Genomic DNA, 18,291 nt, shown 5'->3' with positions numbered 1-18,291 from the left:
TTCATCGGCAAAGCGCTATGATGGTAACAATTGATACCACAGGAGTCGCGCCGAAATGGGAGAGAGCAGGCCATCCGCAGCCGCCATGCTGACAGGCTTCGGCAATCATTTCGCGACGGAGGCGGCGCCCGGCGCCCTGCCCGTGGGCCGCAACTCCCCGCAACACGCCCCCTATGGCCTTTACGCCGAACAACTGTCCGGCACCGCCTTCACCGCGCCCCGTGCGGAAAACCGGCGAAGCTGGCTCTACCGCCTGCGCCCCGCGGCCAATCACCCGCCCTACCGCCCCTATGAGGCCGACACCCTCCTGCGCAGCGGCCCCTTCGACGAAGCCCCCCCGACGCCCAACCGCCTGCGCTGGGACCCCCTGCCGCTCCCCGAACGATCGGTGGATTTCCTCGACGGCCTCATCAGCTATTGCGGCGCGGGCGACCCGGCGGCGGGCGAGGGGCTGGCCGTCCATCTCTACGCCGCCAACCGCCCGATGGAAAAGCGCGCCTTCACCAATGCCGACGGCGAAATGCTGATCGTGCCGCAGCAGGGCAGGCTGCGCCTCACCACCGAAATGGGCGTGATGGACGTCGCGCCGGAACAGATCGCGCTGATCCCGCGCGGCGTGCGGTTCAGGGTGGACCTGCCCGACGGAACGGCGCGGGGCTATGTCTGCGAAAATTACGGGGCCTTGTTCCGCCTCCCCGACCTCGGCCCCATCGGCGCCAACGGCCTCGCCAACGCCCGCGATTTCGAAACCCCCGCCGCCTGGTTCGAGGATGACGACAGCCCCCACGAAATCGTCCAGAAATTCGCCGGCCAGCTGTGGACGACGACGCAGGACCATTCCCCCTTCGACGTGGCGGCCTGGCACGGCAATCTCGCGCCCTGCCGCTACGATCTGCGCCGGTTCAACACGATGAACACGGTCAGCTACGACCATCCCGATCCGTCGATCTTCACCGTGCTGACCTCCCCCAGCGACCGGGCGGGAACCGCCAATTGCGACTTCGTGATCTTCCCGCCGCGCTGGATGGTGGCGGAGGACACATTCCGCCCGCCATGGTTTCACCGCAATGTGATGAGCGAATTCATGGGCCTGATCCACGGCGTCTATGATGCCAAGGCAGGCGGCTTCGCGCCGGGCGGCGCGTCGCTGCACAATTGCATGGCGGGCCACGGCCCGGACAAGGCCAGCTATGAAGGCGCGCTGGCCGCCGAGTTGAAACCGCACCGGATCAGCGACACCATGGCCTTCATGTTCGAAAGCCGCTTCGCCTTTCGCCCGACCCGCTTCGCGATGGAAACGCCGCTGGGCCAGTTGGACTATGACGATTGCTGGTCCGGCTTCACCAAGGCGCAACTGCCGCAAGGGGCCGGCTCAAGAGAAGAGGAGGGGGCATGAGCTTCCCGCAGATAGACGAAACCCATGATCCCGCCCGGTCGAGCTGGGTCGAGGGAGCCGATGGCCATCCCGACTTCCCGGTCCAGAACCTGCCCTACGGCATTTTCTCGCCCCCCGGCGGCGCGGCGCGGGCGGGCGTCGCGATAGGGGAGCGGATTTTCGACCTGCGCGCCGCCGCCGAAGCGGGCCTGCTTCCCGCCGCCGCCGCCGCCGTCCTGCACGGAACCACCCTAAACGCCCTGATGGCGCTCCCGGCGGCGGACCGGCTGGCGCTGCGCCGCTGGCTCAGCGCCCTCTTCAGCGATGAAGGACAGCGCCACGCCGTCGAACCCCTGCTGCACCGGGCGGCGGATTGCGCGCTGCACCTGCCCGCCGCGATAGGCGATTATACCGACTTCTATGTCGGCATTCACCACGCCACCAATATCGGCAAGCTGTTCCGCCCCGACAATCCGCTGCTGCCCAATTATAAATATGTCCCCATCGGCTATCATGGACGGGCATCCTCCATCCGGCCGTCAGGCGTGCCGGTGATCCGCCCGCAGGGCCAGCGCAAGGCCCCCGATGCCGATGCTCCGGTGGTGGGGCCCAGCCAACGACTGGATTATGAGCTGGAACTGGGCATCTGGATCGGCGCGGGCAATGCGCTGGGGGAGCCTGTGCCGATTGCCGAGGCGGCGAACCATATAGCGGGCTTCTGCCTGCTCAACGACTGGTCGGCGCGCGACTTCCAGGCATGGGAATATGTGCCCCTGGGCCCGTTCCTGGCCAAGAATTTCCAGTCCACCATCTCCCCCTGGGTCGTGACGGCGGAGGCCATGGCCCCCTTCCGCATCGCCCAGCCTCCAAGGCCGCAGGGCGACCCGCAACCCTTGCCCTATTTGTGGGACGAACAGGATCAGGCCCATGGCGCACTGTCCGTCGATCTGGAGGTCCATCTGTCGAGCGCAAACATGCGGGCGCAGGGCCTCGCGCCCATGCGCCTCTCGCGCGGCCCCGCTTCCTCCATGTACTGGACCGCGCAGCAGATCGTCGCCCATCATGCGTCCAACGGCTGCAACCTCAATCCCGGCGACCTGCTGGGGACGGGCACGCTCTCCGGCCCGACGCCGGACAGCTATGGCAGCCTCATGGAACTGACCGAGGGCGGCAAGACGAAGATCCTCCTGCCGACCGGTGAGGAACGCGCCTTTTTGCAGGATGGCGACGAACTGGCGCTTAAGGCGGTGGCGCGGGCGGACGGCTATGTCCCCATCGGCTTCGGGGAATGCCGCGCCCTGATCGAGCCGGCGCGATGAGCGCGCTCACCCTCCACGGCTATTGGCGTTCGACCAGCTCCTATCGCGTACGGATCGCGCTGAACCTGAAGGGCGTGGCCTATGATCAGGTCACGCACGACCTGCGCACCGGCGCGCAGCGGGAACCGGACTATCGTGCCCTGTCCCCGCAAGGGCTGGTCCCCGCCGTGGAGGCGCAGGGTTTTGCGTTCACGCAAAGCCCCGCCATTCTGGAGTGGATCGAGGAACGCTGGCCGCAACCGCCCCTGCTGCCGCCCGATGCGGAGGGGCGGGCAATCGTGCGCTCCATGGCGGCGCTGATCGGCTGCGACATCCATCCGCTCAACAATCTGCGCGTCCTTCAGGCGCTGAAGCAGGATTTCGGCGCGGACCAGCCCGCCCTCGACACATGGATCGCCCGCTGGATCACGGACGGCTTCGCCGCGCTGGAGGCATGGGTGATGCGCCATGGCCGGGGCTTCGCCTTTGGCGATCGGCCGGGGCTGGCGGACTGCTATCTGGTGCCGCAACTCTATTCGGCGGAGCGCTTCCATGTCGACCTGTCCGCCTTTCCCGCCCTCGTCGCGGCGGGGGAAAAGGCGCGGGCGCTGGACGCCTTTGCAATGGCCCATCCGTCCGTCCAGCCCGACGCCGATCCATGAGCGAGGACGAACGGCTGACCGCGACCCCGCCGGGCGTGGCCCTGGCTCCGCTCGACAGCATAGCGGACGGCAAGGCGCGCAATTTCGTGATCCAGATGCGCAAGGGCCGCTTTCACGGCTTCGTCCTGCGCATCGGGAACGAAGTCCGCGGCTATGTCGACCGCTGCCCCCATATGGGCCTGCCCCTGGCACAGAAGCTGGACGATTATCTGACGCCGGACGGCGCCCTGATCGCCTGTAGCTGGCACGGCGCCCTCTTCGCGCCATCCGACGGCGCATGCCTGGGCGGCCCCTGCGCGGGCGCTGCGCTGATCCCCTGGCCGGTGACGGTCGAAGACGGAATGATCGTGACGGCGGTTTGATAGATAATCTCTATCAAACATGATCGTCTTCGATTTGACGCCACTCCCGCCAGCGCGCAGCATGGCGCGCAGGAAAGGGCGGAAAAGATGCAGCAGGAAGACGCGACGAGGCTGATAGAGGACTGGACCCGGACCCATGGCCGCACCCGCGACCGCCTGCTCCCGCTGCTGCACATGTTGCAGGAAGAGATAGGCTTTATCGATGATGCAGCCATCCCCGCCATCGCCACCGCACTCAACCTCAGTCGCGCAGACGTTCATGGAGTTGTGACCTTCTACCATGATTTCCGCCGAACCCCCGCCGGCCGGCATGTCGTAAAACTCTGCCGCGCCGAAAGCTGCCAGGCCCGCGGCGCCACGGCAATCGAGAAGGCCGCAACCGATCGGCTGGGCGTCCCCATGGGCGAGACGCGCCCGGACGGACAGGTCACGCTGGAACCCGTCTATTGCCTCGGCCTGTGCGCCGTCGGTCCCAACGCCCTTGTCGACGGAAGGCCGGTCGCGCGGATCGATGCGGCCACGCTGGACCGGATCGCGCAGGAGATCGCGGCATGAAGCGGGTCTATGTCAGCCGGGACATGGCCTCCGTCGCCCTGGGCGCGGACGAGGTTGCCCACGCCTTCGAAGCCGCAGGATGCGAGGTGGTCCGCACCGGCAGCCGGGGGCTCTTTTCCATCGAGCCCTTGGTCGAGGTCGAAAGCGAGGGGAAGCGGATCGGCTTCGGGCCGGTCGGCCCCGCCGACATAGCGGCCGTACTGGACGGCAGCCATGAAGCGCGGCTGGGCGACGTGGCGGCCTTGCCCTTCTTCGCCGGGCAGCAACGCTTCACCTTCGCGCGCTGCGGAGTGATCGATCCGCTCAGCCTGAAGGACTATGCCGAACATGGCGGCTGGCGCGGGCTGGAAACGGCGCGCGGCATGACGCCCCAGGCGGTGGTGGATGCGGTGAAGGCATCCGGCCTGCGCGGGCGGGGAGGGGCGGGCTTTCCCACCGGCATCAAATGGCAGACGGTGCTGGATGCGGTTTCGGACGCCAAGTTCATCGTCTGCAATGCCGATGAAGGCGATAGCGGCACCTTTGCCGACCGGATGCTGGTCGAAGGCGATCCCTTCTGCCTGATCGAAGGAATGGCGATAGCCGGTCATGCCGTGGGAGCAAGCCACGGCTATATCTATATCCGCAGCGAATATCCCTTCGCCATCGCCGCCATGCGGGAAGCGATCCAACTCTCCGCCGAGCGGACCGCGCCTTTCACGCTCGAAGTGCGCGTCGGGGCGGGCGCCTATGTCTGCGGCGAGGAAACTGCGTTGCTTGAAAGCATCGAGGGCAAGCGGGGACAGGTGCGGGCAAAGCCGCCTCTTCCGGCGCTGGCGGGGCTGTTCGGACGACCGACGGTGATCAACAATCTGCTCAGCCTGGCGGCGGTTCCCTTCATCCTGGCGGAAGGGGCGAAGGCCTATGCGGACGTCGGCTTCGGCCGGTCGCGCGGCACCATCCCGGTGCAGCTTGCGGGCAATGTGAAGCATGGCGGCCTCTATGAGATCGGCTTCGGCATCACGCTGGGCGAACTGGTGAACGACATCGGCGGCGGCACGGCCAGCGGGCGGCCCGTCCGCGCGGTGCAGGTCGGCGGCCCCCTTGGCGCTTATTTCCCGCCCAGCATGTTCGACCTGCCCTTCGATTATGAGGCTTTCGCGCAGGCTGGCGGGCTGATCGGCCATGCCGGGATCACCGTGTTCGACGACAGCGTCGACATGGCGCATATGGCCCGCTTCGCGATGGAATTCTGCGCGGTCGAAAGCTGCGGCAAATGCACCCCTTGCCGGATCGGGTCGACGCGGGGCGTCGAGGTGATGGACCGGATCATCGCGGCGCGGGACAGCGCGACCGTCGTTCAGGCCGGACGCAATTGGGAGGGGTATCTCCAGAAAGCGCTCAATTCCCGCACGCCCGACCGGATCGATACCGGGCTGGAGGCGCAGACGGCGTTGCTGCGCGACCTTTGCGACACGATGAAACATGGCTCGCTCTGCGCGCTGGGCGGTTTCACGCCCTATCCGGTGCTGAGCGCGCTCGATCATTTCCCCGAGGATTTCGGTGCCAAGTCGCCGGTGAAGGAAGCTGCGGAATGAGCTACACGCGCGAAACCGACCATGGAACCCCGCCCGCCATATCGACCGGCAGGAGCGTGACCCTCACCATCGACGGCGATACCGTGACGATGCCGGAAGGCACGTCGATCATGCGGGCGGCCTCGCTGACCGGCTGTTCGATCCCCAAGCTGTGCGCGACCGACAATGTCGAAAGCTTCGGTTCCTGCCGCCTCTGCCTGGTCGAAGTGGAAGGACGCAACGGCTATCCCGCCTCCTGCACCACGCCGATTGCCGAGGGCATGGTGGTGCGGACGCAGAGCGAGCGGCTGAAGCAGTTGCGGCGCGGGGTGATGGAGCTGTACATCTCGGACCATCCGCTCGACTGCCTGACCTGCCCGGCCAATGGCGATTGCGAATTGCAGGAGCAGGCGGGCGCCGTGGGCCTGCGCGACGTGCGCTACGGCTATGACGGCGCGACCAATATGGGGCAGGCGAAGGACCGGTCGAACCCCTATTTCGACTTCGATCCCAGCAAATGCATCGTCTGCTCCCGCTGCGTGCGCGCCTGCGACGAGGTGCAGGGCACATTCGCCCTGACCATCGAAGGGCGGGGCTTCGACTCCAGGGTTTCGCCATCGCAGGGGCGGGATTTCCTCTCGTCCGAATGCGTGTCCTGCGGCGCCTGCGTCCAGGCATGCCCGACCGCGACCCTGACCGAGAAGAAGGTGGTGGAGATCGGCACTCCGGATCGCGCAGTCGTCACCACCTGCGCCTATTGCGGCGTCGGCTGCACCTTCCGCGCGGAGATGCGGGGCGAGGAACTGGTCCGCATGGTGCCGTGGAAGGACGGCAAGGCCAATCACGGGCATAGCTGCGTCAAGGGCCGCTTCGCCTGGGGCTATGCCCAGCACCGCGACCGTATCCTCAAACCCATGATCCGCGCTTCGGTCGACGAACCCTGGCGCGAAGTGTCGTGGGAGGAGGCCATCGCCCATACCGCCAGCGAGTTCCGGCGCATCCAGGCAAAATATGGCACGCGCAGCATCGGCGGCATCACCTCCAGCCGCTGCACCAATGAGGAGACCTTCCTCGTCCAGAAGCTGATCCGCCAGGGTTTCGGCAACAATAATGTCGATACCTGCGCGCGGGTCTGCCATTCTCCCACCGGCTATGGGCTGAAGACGACCTTCGGAACCTCGGCGGGCACGCAGGATTTCGACAGCGTGATGCAGGCCGACGTGATCCTGGTCATCGGCGCCAATCCGACCGACGGCCATCCGGTCTTCGCCAGCCGCATGAAGAAACGGCTCAGGCAGGGCGCCAAGCTGATCGTCATCGATCCCCGGCGGATCGATCTGGTGAAGTCGCCCCATGTCGAGGCTTCCCATCATCTGCCGCTCCGGCCCGGCACCAATGTCGCCATGCTGACGGCGCTGGCGCATGTGATCGTGACGGAAAAGCTCTATGACGAGGCGTTCATCCGCGATCGTTGCGATTGGGATGAGTTTGCCGAATGGGCCGATTTCGTTTCCGAACCGCAGCGCTCGCCCGAAGCGGTCGAGCCCCTTACCGGCGTCAAGGCGACGGAGGTCCGCGCCGCCGCCCGGCTTTATGCGACCGGCGGCAATGGCGCGATCTATTACGGACTGGGCGTGACCGAGCACAGCCAGGGCAGCTCCACCGTCATGGCCATCGCCAATCTCGCCATGGCGACCGGCAATATCGGGCGCGAAGGCGTGGGCGTGAATCCCCTGCGCGGGCAGAATAATGTGCAGGGTGCCTGCGACATGGGCAGCTTCCCGCACGAATTTTCGGGCTATCGCCATGTCTCCGACGATGCGGTGCGCGGCCAGTTCGAACAGGCCTGGGGCGTCACGCTGGATGCGGAGCCGGGGCTGCGCATCCCCAACATGCTCGATGCAGCGACGGACGGCACGTTCAAGGGCATCTTCATCCAGGGCGAGGATATTCTCCAGTCCGATCCCAACACCCATCATGTCGCGGCGGGGCTTGCCGCGATGGAATGCGTCGTCGTGCAGGACCTGTTCCTCAATGAGACGGCCAATTATGCCCATGTCTTCCTGCCGGGATCGACCTTCCTGGAGAAGGATGGAACCTTCACCAACGCCGAACGCCGCATCCAGCGCGTGCGCAGGGTGATGGCGCCGCTCAACGGCCATGCCGATTGGCAGATCGTCCAGTTGGTCGCGCAGGCCATGGGGCTGGGCTGGTCCTATGCGCACCCTTCCGAAATCATGGACGAGATCGCCGCGCTGACGCCCACCTTCGCGGGCGTGCATTATGACCGGCTGGATGCAGAGGGATCGCTGCAATGGCCTGCCAATGATGCAGCGCCCGACGGCACGCCAACCATGCATATCGGCGGCTTTGTGCGGGGGAGGGGCAAGTTCGTCGTCACCGACTATGTGCCGACCGATGAGAAGACCGGGCCGCGCTTCCCGCTGTTGCTGACCACCGGGCGCATCCTCAGCCAATATAATGTCGGCGCGCAGACGCGGCGGACCGCGAACGCGGCCTGGCATCCGGAGGATCGGCTGGAAATCCATCCCAACGACGCCGAAAATCGCGGGATCAGCGATGGCGACTGGGTCTCGCTCAAGAGCAGGGCCGGGGAAACCAGCCTGCGCGCCCTGATCACGGAGCGGGTCGCGCCGGGCGTGGTCTACACCACCTTCCACCATCCCGACACGCAGGCCAATGTCATCACCACCGACTATTCCGACTGGGCCACCAATTGCCCGGAATATAAGGTGACGGCGGTCCAGGTCATGCGTTCCAACGGACCGAGCGACTGGCAGCGCGACTATGCGGAGCAGGCACGGCACAGCAGGCGCATTGCGCCCTTGGAAGCGGCCGAATAGGATCGAGCGCATGAGCGATGAAAATGAAGTCATGTCGACCGAGGACCGCCTGATCTACATGGCGAACCAGATCGCGCGCAATGTCGCGGCGTTGGGCGAGGCGGAAGCTGTCGCCATGACGGCGGACCATATCCGTGCCTTCTGGGATCCGGCGATGAAGCAGCGCATTGCTTTGCTGGCGGCCGCGCGTCCCGGCGCACTGTCTCCGATAGCCGCCGCCGCTGTCGGCCGGGTCGTGGCGCTTTGAGCGCCGCGCCCGAAGATCGGCCCTTCACCTTCAGGCACATAACGCCGGCAGGCCCCATCACCCCGGTGACGCGGGAATTGGCAGAGGAAGTGCCGATCGCCATCGAATTCAACGGCATCGGCTATGCCGTGTTGATGGCTACACCCGCCGATGTCGAGGAACTGGTGCTGGGTTTCACGCTGGCGGAGCGGTTGATCGGCCGGGAAGATGCGCCGTTCGAGGTGGATGTGCATGCGACCGAACAAGGGATCATTGCCCGGGCGACCCTGCCGGAGGAGCGAACGGAAGCCTTGCTGAGCCGGGTGCGGCATCGCGCCTCGGAATCGTCCTGCGGAATTTGCGGGGTGGAGAATCTGGAACAGGCGATCCGGCCCCTGCCATCCGTCACGGTTTCGACACGGGCCGACAAACAGGCGGTTTTTCGGGCGCTGGGGGAATTGAAAGGACATCAACCGCTCAATGCGAGAACCGGCGCGGCCCACGCGGCGGCGCTGGTGGCGGCAGACGGCACGATCCGCCTGGCGAGGGAAGATGTCGGGCGGCATAATGCGTTCGACAAGCTGATCGGCGCGATGTGGCGGCGTGGATGGACATGGGATGGCGGCTTTGCGCTGCTTTCCTCGCGCTGCTCCTATGAATTGGTGGAGAAGGCCGTGCTGGCGGACTGCCCCCTGCTGGTGACGATCTCCGCGCCGACGCGCCTTGCAGCCGAACGGGCGGCGGGGGCGGGGCTGGCTCTGGTGGCGCTGGCGCGCGCTGACTCCATCCTGTTATTCGGGGAAGGGGGGCTGGACCTCGATCAGTGAAGAAGCGCAGGGCTTCTGCCGCGATACTGGTTTCGCGGGAATCCGGATGCGCTCCAGGGCCGGGCCCTAATTCGGCTGCCCGGCGGATCGGAAGCGCAGGCGGATCGTTCCGTTCGCCGGCACCGTCATGGCCCAGACCTGCTTGCCCGGCTTTTTCGTCAGGCGACCGCTGAAGCCGCTGAATAGCCGTCCGCCGTTCGCTGGAAAGTCGATCTCGAAACGGATGGGGAAGGGATTGGCGTTGCGCACGACAAGGTTGTGATGGAGGATGCCCTTGCCCGCCTCTTCCTGTTCCGGTTCCAGTGTCAGGTTGCTGGCTTGCGCGAAGGACCATTCGACTTCCTCGTCGACGGTCTTGTCGCCTGTGGTGCTTTCCCCGACATACATGCGGCCCCAGGGGCTGTCCTGATAGAGAACCGCGCGTCCCGCCGGAAGGGGATCGCCCAGGCCATCCTTCCTGCCGTTGCGGAAGCGGAACAGCATCCGGGGATCGTCCGGCTCTTCCCACCTCATCTCCGTGCGATAGACCAGGCTGCCCTTCACCTTCTGCTTCACCAGAAACGCCACCTGCTTCTGTGCACGGGCGGCGACGGTGACGGGAACGGGAATGCGGTACAGCTTGAGGTCGCCCAGATTTTCCGCCCTGGCGACCACGGCGACAGGAGCGGGGGCCGACAGCATGCCTTCCTGCCGCCGCTGGGCCGTCACGACAATGTCTTCGCCCGCCATCATCATGGCCATGGGCGGCGGTGCAGGCGGCGGCGGCGTGCCGCTGCCCAGGTCGCTCGTCGTCCCGGCGGGCCAGCAGGCGCTGAACCTGTTCAGATAGCGGGCTTCTTCACGCGCCCTTTCGCCGCTGTCGTCGCGGCTGTCCTCCGAACGGTTCACCCTTCCGGCTATGGCGGAAGCGGTTGCATCGGCAAAGCTGGTGTCGTCCGCGCTCGCCAGCGTCAGCCAGCCGAGCAGGTCCAGCGATTGGCCGTGCGGGGCCAATGTGCCGACATAGGTCGCATCCCAGTCGAAGCCGGTGGCGATATAGGCCAGGGTGATCGTCGCAGGTCCGCCGGGCTGGTCCCTGGTCGTCATGGTCAGCACCGGCTTTGCGGAGAGGGTCGCGGGCGCCCCCGGATAGAGGAGCGTCTGGTGCAGTCCGGAGCAATAGAGCGCCTCCACGCCTCGCATGGTCGTCACCACCAGACGGTCGGCGGCGGATCGCACGGTCGCGCTTTCCTCGACCGTCCTGCCGCTTGCCGGGTCGGTGCGGCGAAGGATCACCCGTTGCCCGGTAAAGGCGTCAACCAGCCCCTTTTGCGACAGCAGCGCCGCGTCGCGATTGCGCTCCCGCGGGGGCGCGCCAAAGAGGATCGCCGATTGCGGCACGATGCCGCTCGCCACCCCCTCGAACCGGATCACGGCTTCGCCCGGCGGCAACATAACCGTGCGCGTCTCCGCGATCAGGGCGAAGGCGCCGGGCTCATCGCGGTCGAGCGGAGCCTCTCCCCGCTCCGGGTCGCGGTAGAGCGTGACCGCCACCTTGTCCGGACCGCTGGAGATCACGACCGGCAACTGCGCCCTCGCGGCCAGGGGCGCCCAAAGCGGCAGGATCATCAGCCACAGCCACAGGCGGGGCATGGCCGCGCTTACCAGGGGGTGAGGAAAGTGGCGGTCAGTTCGACCTTGCCATTGGCGGGCACCGGCACCACCCAGCGCCGCAGGTCAGCCGTTTCCTGCACGCCGGGAATGCTCTCCTCCGGCACGCGCAGGTCGCGCCACCACCACCATTGGGACAGGCCGGACTGGACCACGTCGACATTCACCGGCACCGGCTTGGCATTGGTGACGATGTAGCGCATCCGCGTGCGAAAATATTTCTGCGGCCGCTCGACATAGCCTTCCGCCTTTGTGCCGTCGGGATAGGCGACGCGCCAGCGCTCGGTCTTCGTCCATTCGTCCGTCGTGATCGTGTCGCGCTGCTCGACCACCGGCTGCACCTTCACGTCGAAGGCGTCGCCCGTTCGCAGGGCGAGGGTGGAGCCGCCGGGCGTGTGCGGAATGCCGCTTTCCCCGATGAACTGGGCCTGCCCGCGCGCATCCCGCATATAGACGCGAACCGTGCCCGCGGGCAGGGCCGCGCCGATTCCGGAAGCCTTGGCATTGGAGAATTTGAGCACCGATGCGGCGCTTTCCGCCTGGTCCTTGCTTTCCATCCAGTTGCTGCGGAACTCGTAACCGCGTTCCGCCGGCACGCCCGATGCGTCGAGGAAGCTCACCTGCTTGGTCTGGGCATTGGCGATCGTCGTGCGACCCTCGATCGGATAGACATGGAAGTCGCCCAGTTGCTCGCCGCCGCTCTCCGTGCCGGGCCGGTTTCCGCGAGGCTGGGGCCGGCCGCCATTATAGCCGCCATAAGATTGCTGCACCTGTCCGACTTCCCCGGCGACCAGCAGGGCGCGGGCGTTGGCGAAAGCGGTGCCGGTGCTGTTGTTGAGCGTGATCCAGCCCTGCATGTCGAGCTTGCCCGCTTTCTCGTCGAACAGGGCGACATAGTCTGATTTCCAGCTCATGCCCGGCGTCAGGTAGCTCAGCGTCACCGGCCTTGCACCGCCCTGCGGCGCATCCATGGTGACGCTCAGCGTCGGGCGCGCGCGCAGATTGGGCGGAATGGAGGAGAAAATGACCCGCACAGGCAGACCGTCGTCGCGCAGCACCTCGATCCGCTCACCGATCTTCAGCACCACCCCGCCATTGGCCGCCAGCACCATTGCCTGTTCCCGCGTTTCCGCGCCGGTGGCTGGGTTGGTGCGCAGCAGGGTGATCGTCTGGCCCACCGCCTTTTCCATCAGCGATGCGGGTGACAAAAGGTCATAGTCGAAATTCTGCTCGACAATGCCGATGCCTTCTCCCGACAATGTCACCGTTTCCGGGCGAATGCGCGCCGAGACATCGGGAAATTCCTGCCGGGAGCGTCCGGAGGGCAGGGTGATGCGGCGGAGGTCCTGCACCAGCGCCAGATCGTTATTATAGATGGTGACGGACAGGTCGCCCTGGGCATTCGGCGCGGAAGGCTGAGCAAAGAGCGCCTGGGGAGCCAGGACCGCAACCGAGATTATCGCAGGACATATCAGACGCATGAAGCCCCCCTCCGCCAATCCTGCAAGACATGCCGCAAAAACAAAGGTCGTTCCAGAGGCATAATCCCGGAACGACCTTTGTCGCCTTTCAAGATGACGGTGGTGCAGGGCGGACAGGACTGCGCCATTCTTCCGCCCCGCTCGCGAAGGCGTCCAGCCCGCACCCGGCCCGCCGCCCTTCCATCCGTTCGGATGCTGCGGAGGGAGGCGCCAGTCCGTCGCTCAATGCAGGCCCGAACCGCCGCCAGCCAGTTCCTTGGCGATGGTGCCGACCATGTCCTTGGCATCGCCGAACAGCATCTGGGTGTTGCTGTTATAGTAGATCGGATTGTCGATTCCGGCGAAGCCCGCATTCATCGAACGCTTGATCACGAAGACCGACTTGGCCCGATCCGCCTCGATGATCGGCATGCCCGCGATCGCGCTCTGCGGATCGTCGCGCGCCGACGGATTGATCGTGTCGTTGGCGCCGATGATCAGCGCCACGTCCGCCTGCGGCAGTTCGGGGTTGATGTCGTCCAGCTCGATCAACTGCTCATAGGGCACGTTGGCTTCGGCCAGCAGCACGTTCATATGTCCCGGCATGCGGCCCGCGACCGGATGGATCGCGAACTTCACATCGACGCCCTTCTTGGTCAGCGCCTGATACAGTTCGCTCACCTTGTGCTGCGCCTGCGCCACCGCCATGCCATAGCCCGGAATGATGACGACGCTGCTGGCGTTTTCAAGCTGCAACGCCGCTTCCTCGGCCGAGGCCGAACGGACAACGCGGTCGTCCTTGCCGCCCGCCGCGCCGGCCACGACCTTGCCGAAGCCGCCGAACATGACATTGGCGAAGCTGCGGTTCATCGCCTTGCACATGATGACCGCCAGGATGAAGCCCGACGCACCGTCCAGCGCGCCCGCCACGATCAGCAGCTTGTTCCCCAGGGCAAAGCCCATGGCGCTCGCCGCAAGCCCCGCATAGCTGTTGAGCAGCGCGATCACGGTCGGCATGTCCGCCCCGCCGATCGGGATCACCAGCAATATGCCGAACAGCAGCGCCAGCGCCACGAAGGCGGGGAACAGCCAGGTCTGCGTCGGATCGAGCGCGAGCATCGCGGCGATCACCAGCGCCGCCAGCGCCACGGCGCCGTTCACCACCCGCTGCCCGACGAAGGAGACGGGACGGCTGCCCATGATCTCCTGCAACTTCGCGAAGGCGATGACCGATGCCGTGCAGGTCAGGAAACCCAGCAGCATCTCGAACATCAGCGCCCACATGATGAAGCTGCCGGCATATTCGCCATGGGCGTGCTTGTAATATTCCGCCGCGCCGATCAGGCCCACGGCAAGCGCGCCGAAGGCGTGGGAGATGGCGGTCCGCTGCGGGATCGCCGTCATCGGCATCAGCAGCGCCATCGGGATGCCGGCGGCCGCGCCCGCGACCATGGCGATGAGGATCAGGTTGTAATCGACCACCTCATGCTGGACCAGCGCGCCGACGATGGCGACCAGCATGCCGATCTCGCCCGCGCGCACGCCCCGGCGGGCCGTCGACGGGTGGCTCATCCACATCAGCGCCAGGATGAACAGCGACGATGCGATGATCGCCGCAAAGGGTACGAATGCGTTCATCTCACTTCCCCCGCGGCTTGAACATCTTGAGCATGCGGTCGGTGATCATGAAACCGCTGACCAGATTGACCGTGGCGCAGAACACCGCGACGAAGCCCAGCGTCTTTGCCAGCGGCGTCGCGCCTTCCTCGCCCGTGATGCTGATCGCGCCCACGATCACCACCGCTGCGATGGCGTTGGTCAGCGACATCAAGGGCGAATGCAGCAGCGGCGACACCTTCTTGATGAGCTGAAAACCGACGAAGGCCGCCAGGATGAAGACGAACAGATAATCGGGATTAAGCGAACTCATGACAGTGCCCCCGTCAATTGAAGCAGCCTTTCGCTGACGACTTTCCCACCCTGCGTCACGCGGATGGCGTTGCCGATTTCCTCGTCCAGCACCGGCGCGTTCCGGTCCTTGTTCCAGAAGGCGGAGAGGAAGTTATAGAGGTTGCGCGCAAACAGGGCCGATGCGTCGGCGGCGAGGCGCGAGGGCACATTCTTGTGCCCGACGATCTTGACGCCGTGCCGTTCGACCACTTCGCCCAGCACCGCGCCCTCGACATTGCCGCCCTGCTCGACGGCCAGGTCGACGATCACGCTGCCCGGCTTCATCGACGCGATCTGCGCGTCTGAAATCAGGCGCGGCGCGGGCTTGCCCGGAATCAGCGCGGTGGTGATGACGATGTCCTGCTTGGCGATATGGCCGGACACCAGCTCGGCCTGCGCCTTTTGATAATCCTCGGACATTTCGGTGGCATAGCCGCCCTTGCCCTCGCCCTCGATGCCCGCGACGCTCTCGACGAAGATCGCCTTTGCGCCCAGGCTCTCGATCTGCTCCTTGGTCGCGGAGCGCACGTCGGTGGCGGAAACCTGCGCGCCCAGCCGCTTCGCGGTCGCGATCGCCTGCAGGCCCGCGACGCCGACGCCCATGATGAACGCCTTTGCCGGCGACACCGTGCCCGCCGCCGTCATCATCATCGGGAAGGACCGGCCATATTCGGCCGCCGCGTCCAGCACCGCCTTGTAGCCGGCAAGGTTGGACTGGGAGGAGAGAATGTCCATCGACTGCGCGCGGGTGATGCGCGGCATGAACTCCATCGCCAGCGCCTCGAAACCGGCGGCGGCATAGGCGTCGACCCGCGCCCGCTCGACAAAGGGATTGAGGCCCGCGACGATCCACGCGCCGGGCTTGGCGCCCGCGATGCTGGCCACGTCCGGCCCCTGCACGCCCAGGATGATGTCGGCATCCGCCACAGTAGCGACGCGATCCGCCACCGTCGCACCCATGGCGGCATAGTCCGCATCGGATATGGCGGCGGACAGGCCCGCCCCTGCTTCCACCGCGACTTCCGCGCCCAGCGCCTTGAATTTCTTGACCGTTTCCGGCGTGCCGGAAACGCGGCGCTCACCGGGCGCCATCTCTTTCACTATGCCGATCTTCACTGCATCCACCCTCGTCCCATGTTGGCAGGGCTCTGGCGCGGCCAAAAGCCGTCCTATCCTCAGCCCATACTAATATGCCCATTATCGACCCCTATGAATCGCAATACCGCCAAACCGGAAAGAATCAAACAAATAATATGCACATAATAGGACAGGATGTATGAGGAGTGCCCTTTTGCCGGCAAATTCGCTATGGGCGGTCGGACCCCAGACGAGGAGTAAGATGAGCATCCGCAAGCAGAATTCCCGCGAAGGACTGGTGACGGCGGCCGTGGCGAAGCTGCGTGACATGATCGTCGCCCAGCCGCCCGAAGCGCAGATCGGATCCCTGCCCGATCTGGCGAAGGCGCTGGGCGTGGGCATCGTCACCGTGCAGCAGGCGGCGCGCGTGCTGGAGCATGAGGGTTTCCTGAAGGTTCGGCGCGGCCCCGGCGGCGGCTATTACGGCACCCGGCCCGATGCGGAGGGTTTGAGCCAGGCGATTTCCGGCTTCCTGGCGCTGCATCATTCGGCGCATCCGGAGGCCATCGACATCATCACCCTGCTCGACTGCGAACTGATGGCGGCGGCGGCGCGCGCCACGGACGAGGCGCTTCGGCAGGAGCTTGCGGCGCTGGTCAAATCCATCGACGGGCGCAATACGGCGCGGCAGCGCGGCGCATTCGACCAGAGCATGCTGGACATTCTCTACCTGATGGTCGACCGCCCGCTGATGGAACTGCTCTCCCGCGTGGCCGTGCACCATTATGCCGAATATCCGCGCGGGCCGGTCTATGGCGGAAGCGAGGGCAAGCAGCGCTGGAAGCGGGAAAGACGCGCCATCATCGCCGCGATCCTCGACGGCGATCCGGAGCGCGCCCGCTTCGAAGCGCAACGGCGCCGACGGGAGATCATGCGCCAACTCGACGCGGCCATCTGAGGAGGCCGGCTCGGGCAAAGATGAAGCGCCGGTCCCTTCATCGGGAACGGAGGCTTCGCGGGCATTTAAGGATGTGCTAGCGCCGCCACGATGACAAAGCCTGTGCCGCCTTCTGGACCGAATGACGAGCCATCGTCGCGCCGCCGCCAGATATTGGAGATCGCCGCCCAGCTATTCGCGAAAAAGGGTTATCGCGGCACCTCCATGCGCGACATCGGCGAGCAGGCGGGCGTGCTGGGCGGTTCGCTTTACCATCATATCAGGTCCAAGGACGCCTTGTTCGTGGAACTGCACAATGCCGCGCTCGACAGGGCGGAAGAACGCATAGCCGCGGCCGTGCGGGCGCAATCCGATCCTTGGGCCCGGCTGTACGCGGCCTGCGCGACATTGTTGGACATCCAGCTTGCCCCCGGCTCCCTCACCACGCCGATGATGAACGACTTTCGGGAAGTGCCGGATGATGTCCGCGAACAGCTGATCGCGCGGCGCGACCGGTTCGAAGGGCTGTTTCGTTCGCTGGTCGAGGAACTGCCGCTGCCGGCCCCTATCGACCGGTCGATCTATCGCAACCTGCTTCTGGCGCAATTGAACGCCACCGCCGACTGGTACCGTCCCGGCAAGCTTGCTCCGGCGGAGATTGCGGCGCAGATCGTCGCCGTCTTTCGGCATGAATGATCTCTGCCCCGCCGGGGGAGGGCGTCCGCGTGCTAAAATTCGATGGAAATCTGCACCTTGAGCTTGCTCACCCCGGCCGCTTCGGCAATGCGCGTCTTCGCCTGATCGATGACCTCCTTCAGCGACCGGGCATAGGCCTCCGCGCCCGATGCGTCGGTTTCCCGGAGCGGCGGACGCCCCTTGCCGTACAGCAGCTGTTGCTCGGACAGGCCGAAGACCGCCGCAAGAATGCGCAGATTTTCCCTTCTCGGGGTCGTCCTGCCTGTCTCCCATCCCCAGATGGTGGGCTTGCTGAACCCCGTCCGCTCGGACAATGCCGTGCGGCTCAGCCCCTTTTCATGCCGCAGCCGCAGCAGGCGTTCGCCCAATCCTTCGGCGGCGGCTTCCTCCGGCGGATCGGCGGCAGGCTCCACATCGTCGCGCCCTGGACTGCGCAGCCTGATCGCGCTTACCGCGCCCTGGGGCAGCGACGTTTCGAAACGACAGCCGAACAGGGTCTCGTTCTGCCAGACGACACGGGCCACGACCCGGTCGGCATCGGGCAGGGACAGCATGATGCTCTGCCCGATCTCCAGCGTCGACCTGGTTTCTATCAGCATGCCGGCGGTCGAGATGTCGTGGATCACCACATTCGTGCTCGCGCCGTCGGACGTGCCGGGAAGTTCCAGGCGAATGCGCCAACGCGCGGCGTCTCGCCTGTTTTCGGACTCGGGTGGCTGGTCGACGATCGCTGGTATGGGCATTTTCCGACTATTCGCACCGGCGGGTTTCCGGAATGTTAATAAGTCGGTCGTGG

At 65.8% G+C, this 18,291-nt stretch carries 17 protein-coding genes; 11 read left to right on the top strand and 6 right to left on the bottom strand.

Annotated features, from left to right (window positions below):
* Positions 1–55 precede the first annotated feature (55 nt).
* The 9 genes from hmgA (at position 56) to fdhD (ending at position 9,725) form a co-directional block, all read left to right on the top strand.
* Positions 56–1,396, top strand: coding sequence for a homogentisate 1,2-dioxygenase (gene hmgA / locus EWH10_RS15340; protein ID WP_065847028.1), 1,341 nt, complete (start codon positions 56–58; stop codon positions 1,394–1,396).
* Positions 1,393–2,694 (top strand): fumarylacetoacetase, encoded by a 1,302-nt coding sequence (fahA, locus tag EWH10_RS15335; RefSeq protein ID WP_044661089.1) that lies wholly within the window; start codon positions 1,393–1,395, stop codon positions 2,692–2,694. Before hmgA ends, fahA begins: the two co-directional genes overlap by 4 nt.
* A complete protein-coding gene (gene maiA / locus EWH10_RS15330; RefSeq protein WP_044661090.1) occupies positions 2,691–3,335 on the top strand; it encodes a maleylacetoacetate isomerase in 645 nt (214 codons plus the stop codon). The genes fahA and maiA overlap by 4 nt, the downstream gene beginning before the upstream one ends.
* Positions 3,332–3,697, top strand: a complete 366-nt coding sequence (locus EWH10_RS15325) for a Rieske (2Fe-2S) protein (protein WP_025549493.1) — start codon at positions 3,332–3,334, stop codon at positions 3,695–3,697. The genes maiA and EWH10_RS15325 overlap by 4 nt, the downstream gene beginning before the upstream one ends.
* A gap of 87 nt (positions 3,698–3,784) precedes the next feature.
* Complete coding sequence (locus EWH10_RS15320; protein ID WP_025549494.1) at positions 3,785–4,252, top strand: formate dehydrogenase subunit gamma; 468 nt, start codon at positions 3,785–3,787, stop codon at positions 4,250–4,252.
* A complete protein-coding gene (locus EWH10_RS15315; RefSeq protein WP_044661091.1) occupies positions 4,249–5,829 on the top strand; it encodes an NADH-ubiquinone oxidoreductase-F iron-sulfur binding region domain-containing protein in 1,581 nt (526 codons plus the stop codon). The genes EWH10_RS15320 and EWH10_RS15315 overlap by 4 nt, the downstream gene beginning before the upstream one ends.
* Positions 5,826–8,672 carry a formate dehydrogenase subunit alpha gene (gene fdhF, locus EWH10_RS15310; RefSeq protein WP_025549495.1) on the top strand — a complete coding sequence of 949 codons (2,847 nt, stop codon included), beginning with the start codon at positions 5,826–5,828 and terminating at the stop codon, positions 8,670–8,672. Before EWH10_RS15315 ends, fdhF begins: the two co-directional genes overlap by 4 nt.
* 10 nt (positions 8,673–8,682) lie before the next feature.
* Positions 8,683–8,919: a formate dehydrogenase subunit delta gene (locus tag EWH10_RS15305; RefSeq protein WP_025549496.1), complete on the top strand. Its 237-nt coding sequence runs from the start codon at positions 8,683–8,685 to the stop codon at positions 8,917–8,919.
* Positions 8,916–9,725 carry a formate dehydrogenase accessory sulfurtransferase FdhD gene (fdhD, locus tag EWH10_RS15300; protein WP_025549497.1) on the top strand — a complete coding sequence of 270 codons (810 nt, stop codon included), beginning with the start codon at positions 8,916–8,918 and terminating at the stop codon, positions 9,723–9,725. Before EWH10_RS15305 ends, fdhD begins: the two co-directional genes overlap by 4 nt.
* 66 nt (positions 9,726–9,791) lie before the next feature.
* Here fdhD and EWH10_RS15295 read toward each other — a convergent pair whose 3' ends face one another.
* From EWH10_RS15295 to EWH10_RS15275, 5 genes are all read right to left on the bottom strand, one after another.
* A complete protein-coding gene (locus EWH10_RS15295; protein WP_052628177.1) occupies positions 9,792–11,357 on the bottom strand; it encodes a DUF4139 domain-containing protein in 1,566 nt (521 codons plus the stop codon).
* Positions 11,358–11,365: 8 nt separating this feature from the next.
* Positions 11,366–12,856 (bottom strand): DUF4139 domain-containing protein, encoded by a 1,491-nt coding sequence (locus tag EWH10_RS15290; protein ID WP_025549499.1) that lies wholly within the window; start codon positions 12,854–12,856, stop codon positions 11,366–11,368.
* Positions 12,857–13,078: 222 nt separating this feature from the next.
* Positions 13,079–14,473: an NAD(P)(+) transhydrogenase (Re/Si-specific) subunit beta gene (locus EWH10_RS15285; protein ID WP_044661092.1), complete on the bottom strand. Its 1,395-nt coding sequence runs from the start codon at positions 14,471–14,473 to the stop codon at positions 13,079–13,081.
* 1 nt (position 14,474) lies between these two features.
* Positions 14,475–14,765 carry an NAD(P) transhydrogenase subunit alpha part 2 gene (locus EWH10_RS15280; RefSeq protein WP_025549500.1) on the bottom strand — a complete coding sequence of 97 codons (291 nt, stop codon included), beginning with the start codon at positions 14,763–14,765 and terminating at the stop codon, positions 14,475–14,477.
* Entirely contained in the window at positions 14,762–15,901 is a 1,140-nt protein-coding gene (locus EWH10_RS15275; protein ID WP_025549501.1) for an NAD(P) transhydrogenase subunit alpha, read from the bottom strand. Before EWH10_RS15275 ends, EWH10_RS15280 begins: the two co-directional genes overlap by 4 nt.
* Before the next feature lie 223 nt (positions 15,902–16,124).
* On the opposite strand from EWH10_RS15275, the gene EWH10_RS15270 reads away from it, so the two are divergent.
* Together EWH10_RS15270 and EWH10_RS15265 are read left to right on the top strand one after the other, a co-directional pair.
* Positions 16,125–16,820 (top strand): FCD domain-containing protein, encoded by a 696-nt coding sequence (locus EWH10_RS15270; protein ID WP_025549502.1) that lies wholly within the window; start codon positions 16,125–16,127, stop codon positions 16,818–16,820.
* 90 nt (positions 16,821–16,910) lie between these two features.
* Complete coding sequence (locus tag EWH10_RS15265) at positions 16,911–17,495, top strand: TetR/AcrR family transcriptional regulator (RefSeq protein WP_025549503.1); 585 nt, start codon at positions 16,911–16,913, stop codon at positions 17,493–17,495.
* A 32-nt stretch (positions 17,496–17,527) separates the two neighbouring features.
* Here EWH10_RS15265 and EWH10_RS15260 read toward each other — a convergent pair whose 3' ends face one another.
* Positions 17,528–18,238, bottom strand: a complete 711-nt coding sequence (locus EWH10_RS15260) for a helix-turn-helix domain-containing protein (RefSeq protein ID WP_025549504.1) — start codon at positions 18,236–18,238, stop codon at positions 17,528–17,530.
* Positions 18,239–18,291: the final 53 nt, after the last annotated feature.

The sequence above is a fragment of the Sphingobium fuliginis genome (assembly GCF_004152845.1).
Taxonomy (GTDB): Bacteria; Pseudomonadota; Alphaproteobacteria; order Sphingomonadales; family Sphingomonadaceae; genus Sphingobium; species Sphingobium fuliginis.
This window is presented reverse-complemented; position numbering and strand designations above follow the sequence as displayed.

Bases quoted from the DNA above. Each gene is read 5' to 3' on its own strand.
- EWH10_RS15270 (WP_025549502.1), top strand. From the start codon at position 16,125: ATGAGCATCCGCAAGCAGAATTCCCGCGAAGGACTGGTGACGGCGGCC.
- EWH10_RS15305 (WP_025549496.1), top strand. From the start codon at position 8,683: ATGAGCGATGAAAATGAAGTCATGTCGACCGAGGACCGCCTGATCTAC.
- EWH10_RS15290 (WP_025549499.1), bottom strand. From the start codon at position 12,856: ATGCGTCTGATATGTCCTGCGATAATCTCGGTTGCGGTCCTGGCTCCC.
- maiA (WP_044661090.1), top strand. From the start codon at position 2,691: ATGAGCGCGCTCACCCTCCACGGCTATTGGCGTTCGACCAGCTCCTAT.
- EWH10_RS15260 (WP_025549504.1), bottom strand. From the start codon at position 18,238: ATGCCCATACCAGCGATCGTCGACCAGCCACCCGAGTCCGAAAACAGG.
- hmgA (WP_065847028.1), top strand. From the start codon at position 56: ATGGGAGAGAGCAGGCCATCCGCAGCCGCCATGCTGACAGGCTTCGGC.
- EWH10_RS15280 (WP_025549500.1), bottom strand. From the start codon at position 14,765: ATGAGTTCGCTTAATCCCGATTATCTGTTCGTCTTCATCCTGGCGGCC.
- EWH10_RS15285 (WP_044661092.1), bottom strand. From the start codon at position 14,473: ATGAACGCATTCGTACCCTTTGCGGCGATCATCGCATCGTCGCTGTTC.
- fahA (WP_044661089.1), top strand. From the start codon at position 1,393: ATGAGCTTCCCGCAGATAGACGAAACCCATGATCCCGCCCGGTCGAGC.
- EWH10_RS15325 (WP_025549493.1), top strand. From the start codon at position 3,332: ATGAGCGAGGACGAACGGCTGACCGCGACCCCGCCGGGCGTGGCCCTG.
- EWH10_RS15295 (WP_052628177.1), bottom strand. From the start codon at position 11,357: ATGCCCCGCCTGTGGCTGTGGCTGATGATCCTGCCGCTTTGGGCGCCC.
- EWH10_RS15315 (WP_044661091.1), top strand. From the start codon at position 4,249: ATGAAGCGGGTCTATGTCAGCCGGGACATGGCCTCCGTCGCCCTGGGC.
- EWH10_RS15265 (WP_025549503.1), top strand. From the start codon at position 16,911: ATGACAAAGCCTGTGCCGCCTTCTGGACCGAATGACGAGCCATCGTCG.
- fdhF (WP_025549495.1), top strand. From the start codon at position 5,826: ATGAGCTACACGCGCGAAACCGACCATGGAACCCCGCCCGCCATATCG.
- EWH10_RS15320 (WP_025549494.1), top strand. From the start codon at position 3,785: ATGCAGCAGGAAGACGCGACGAGGCTGATAGAGGACTGGACCCGGACC.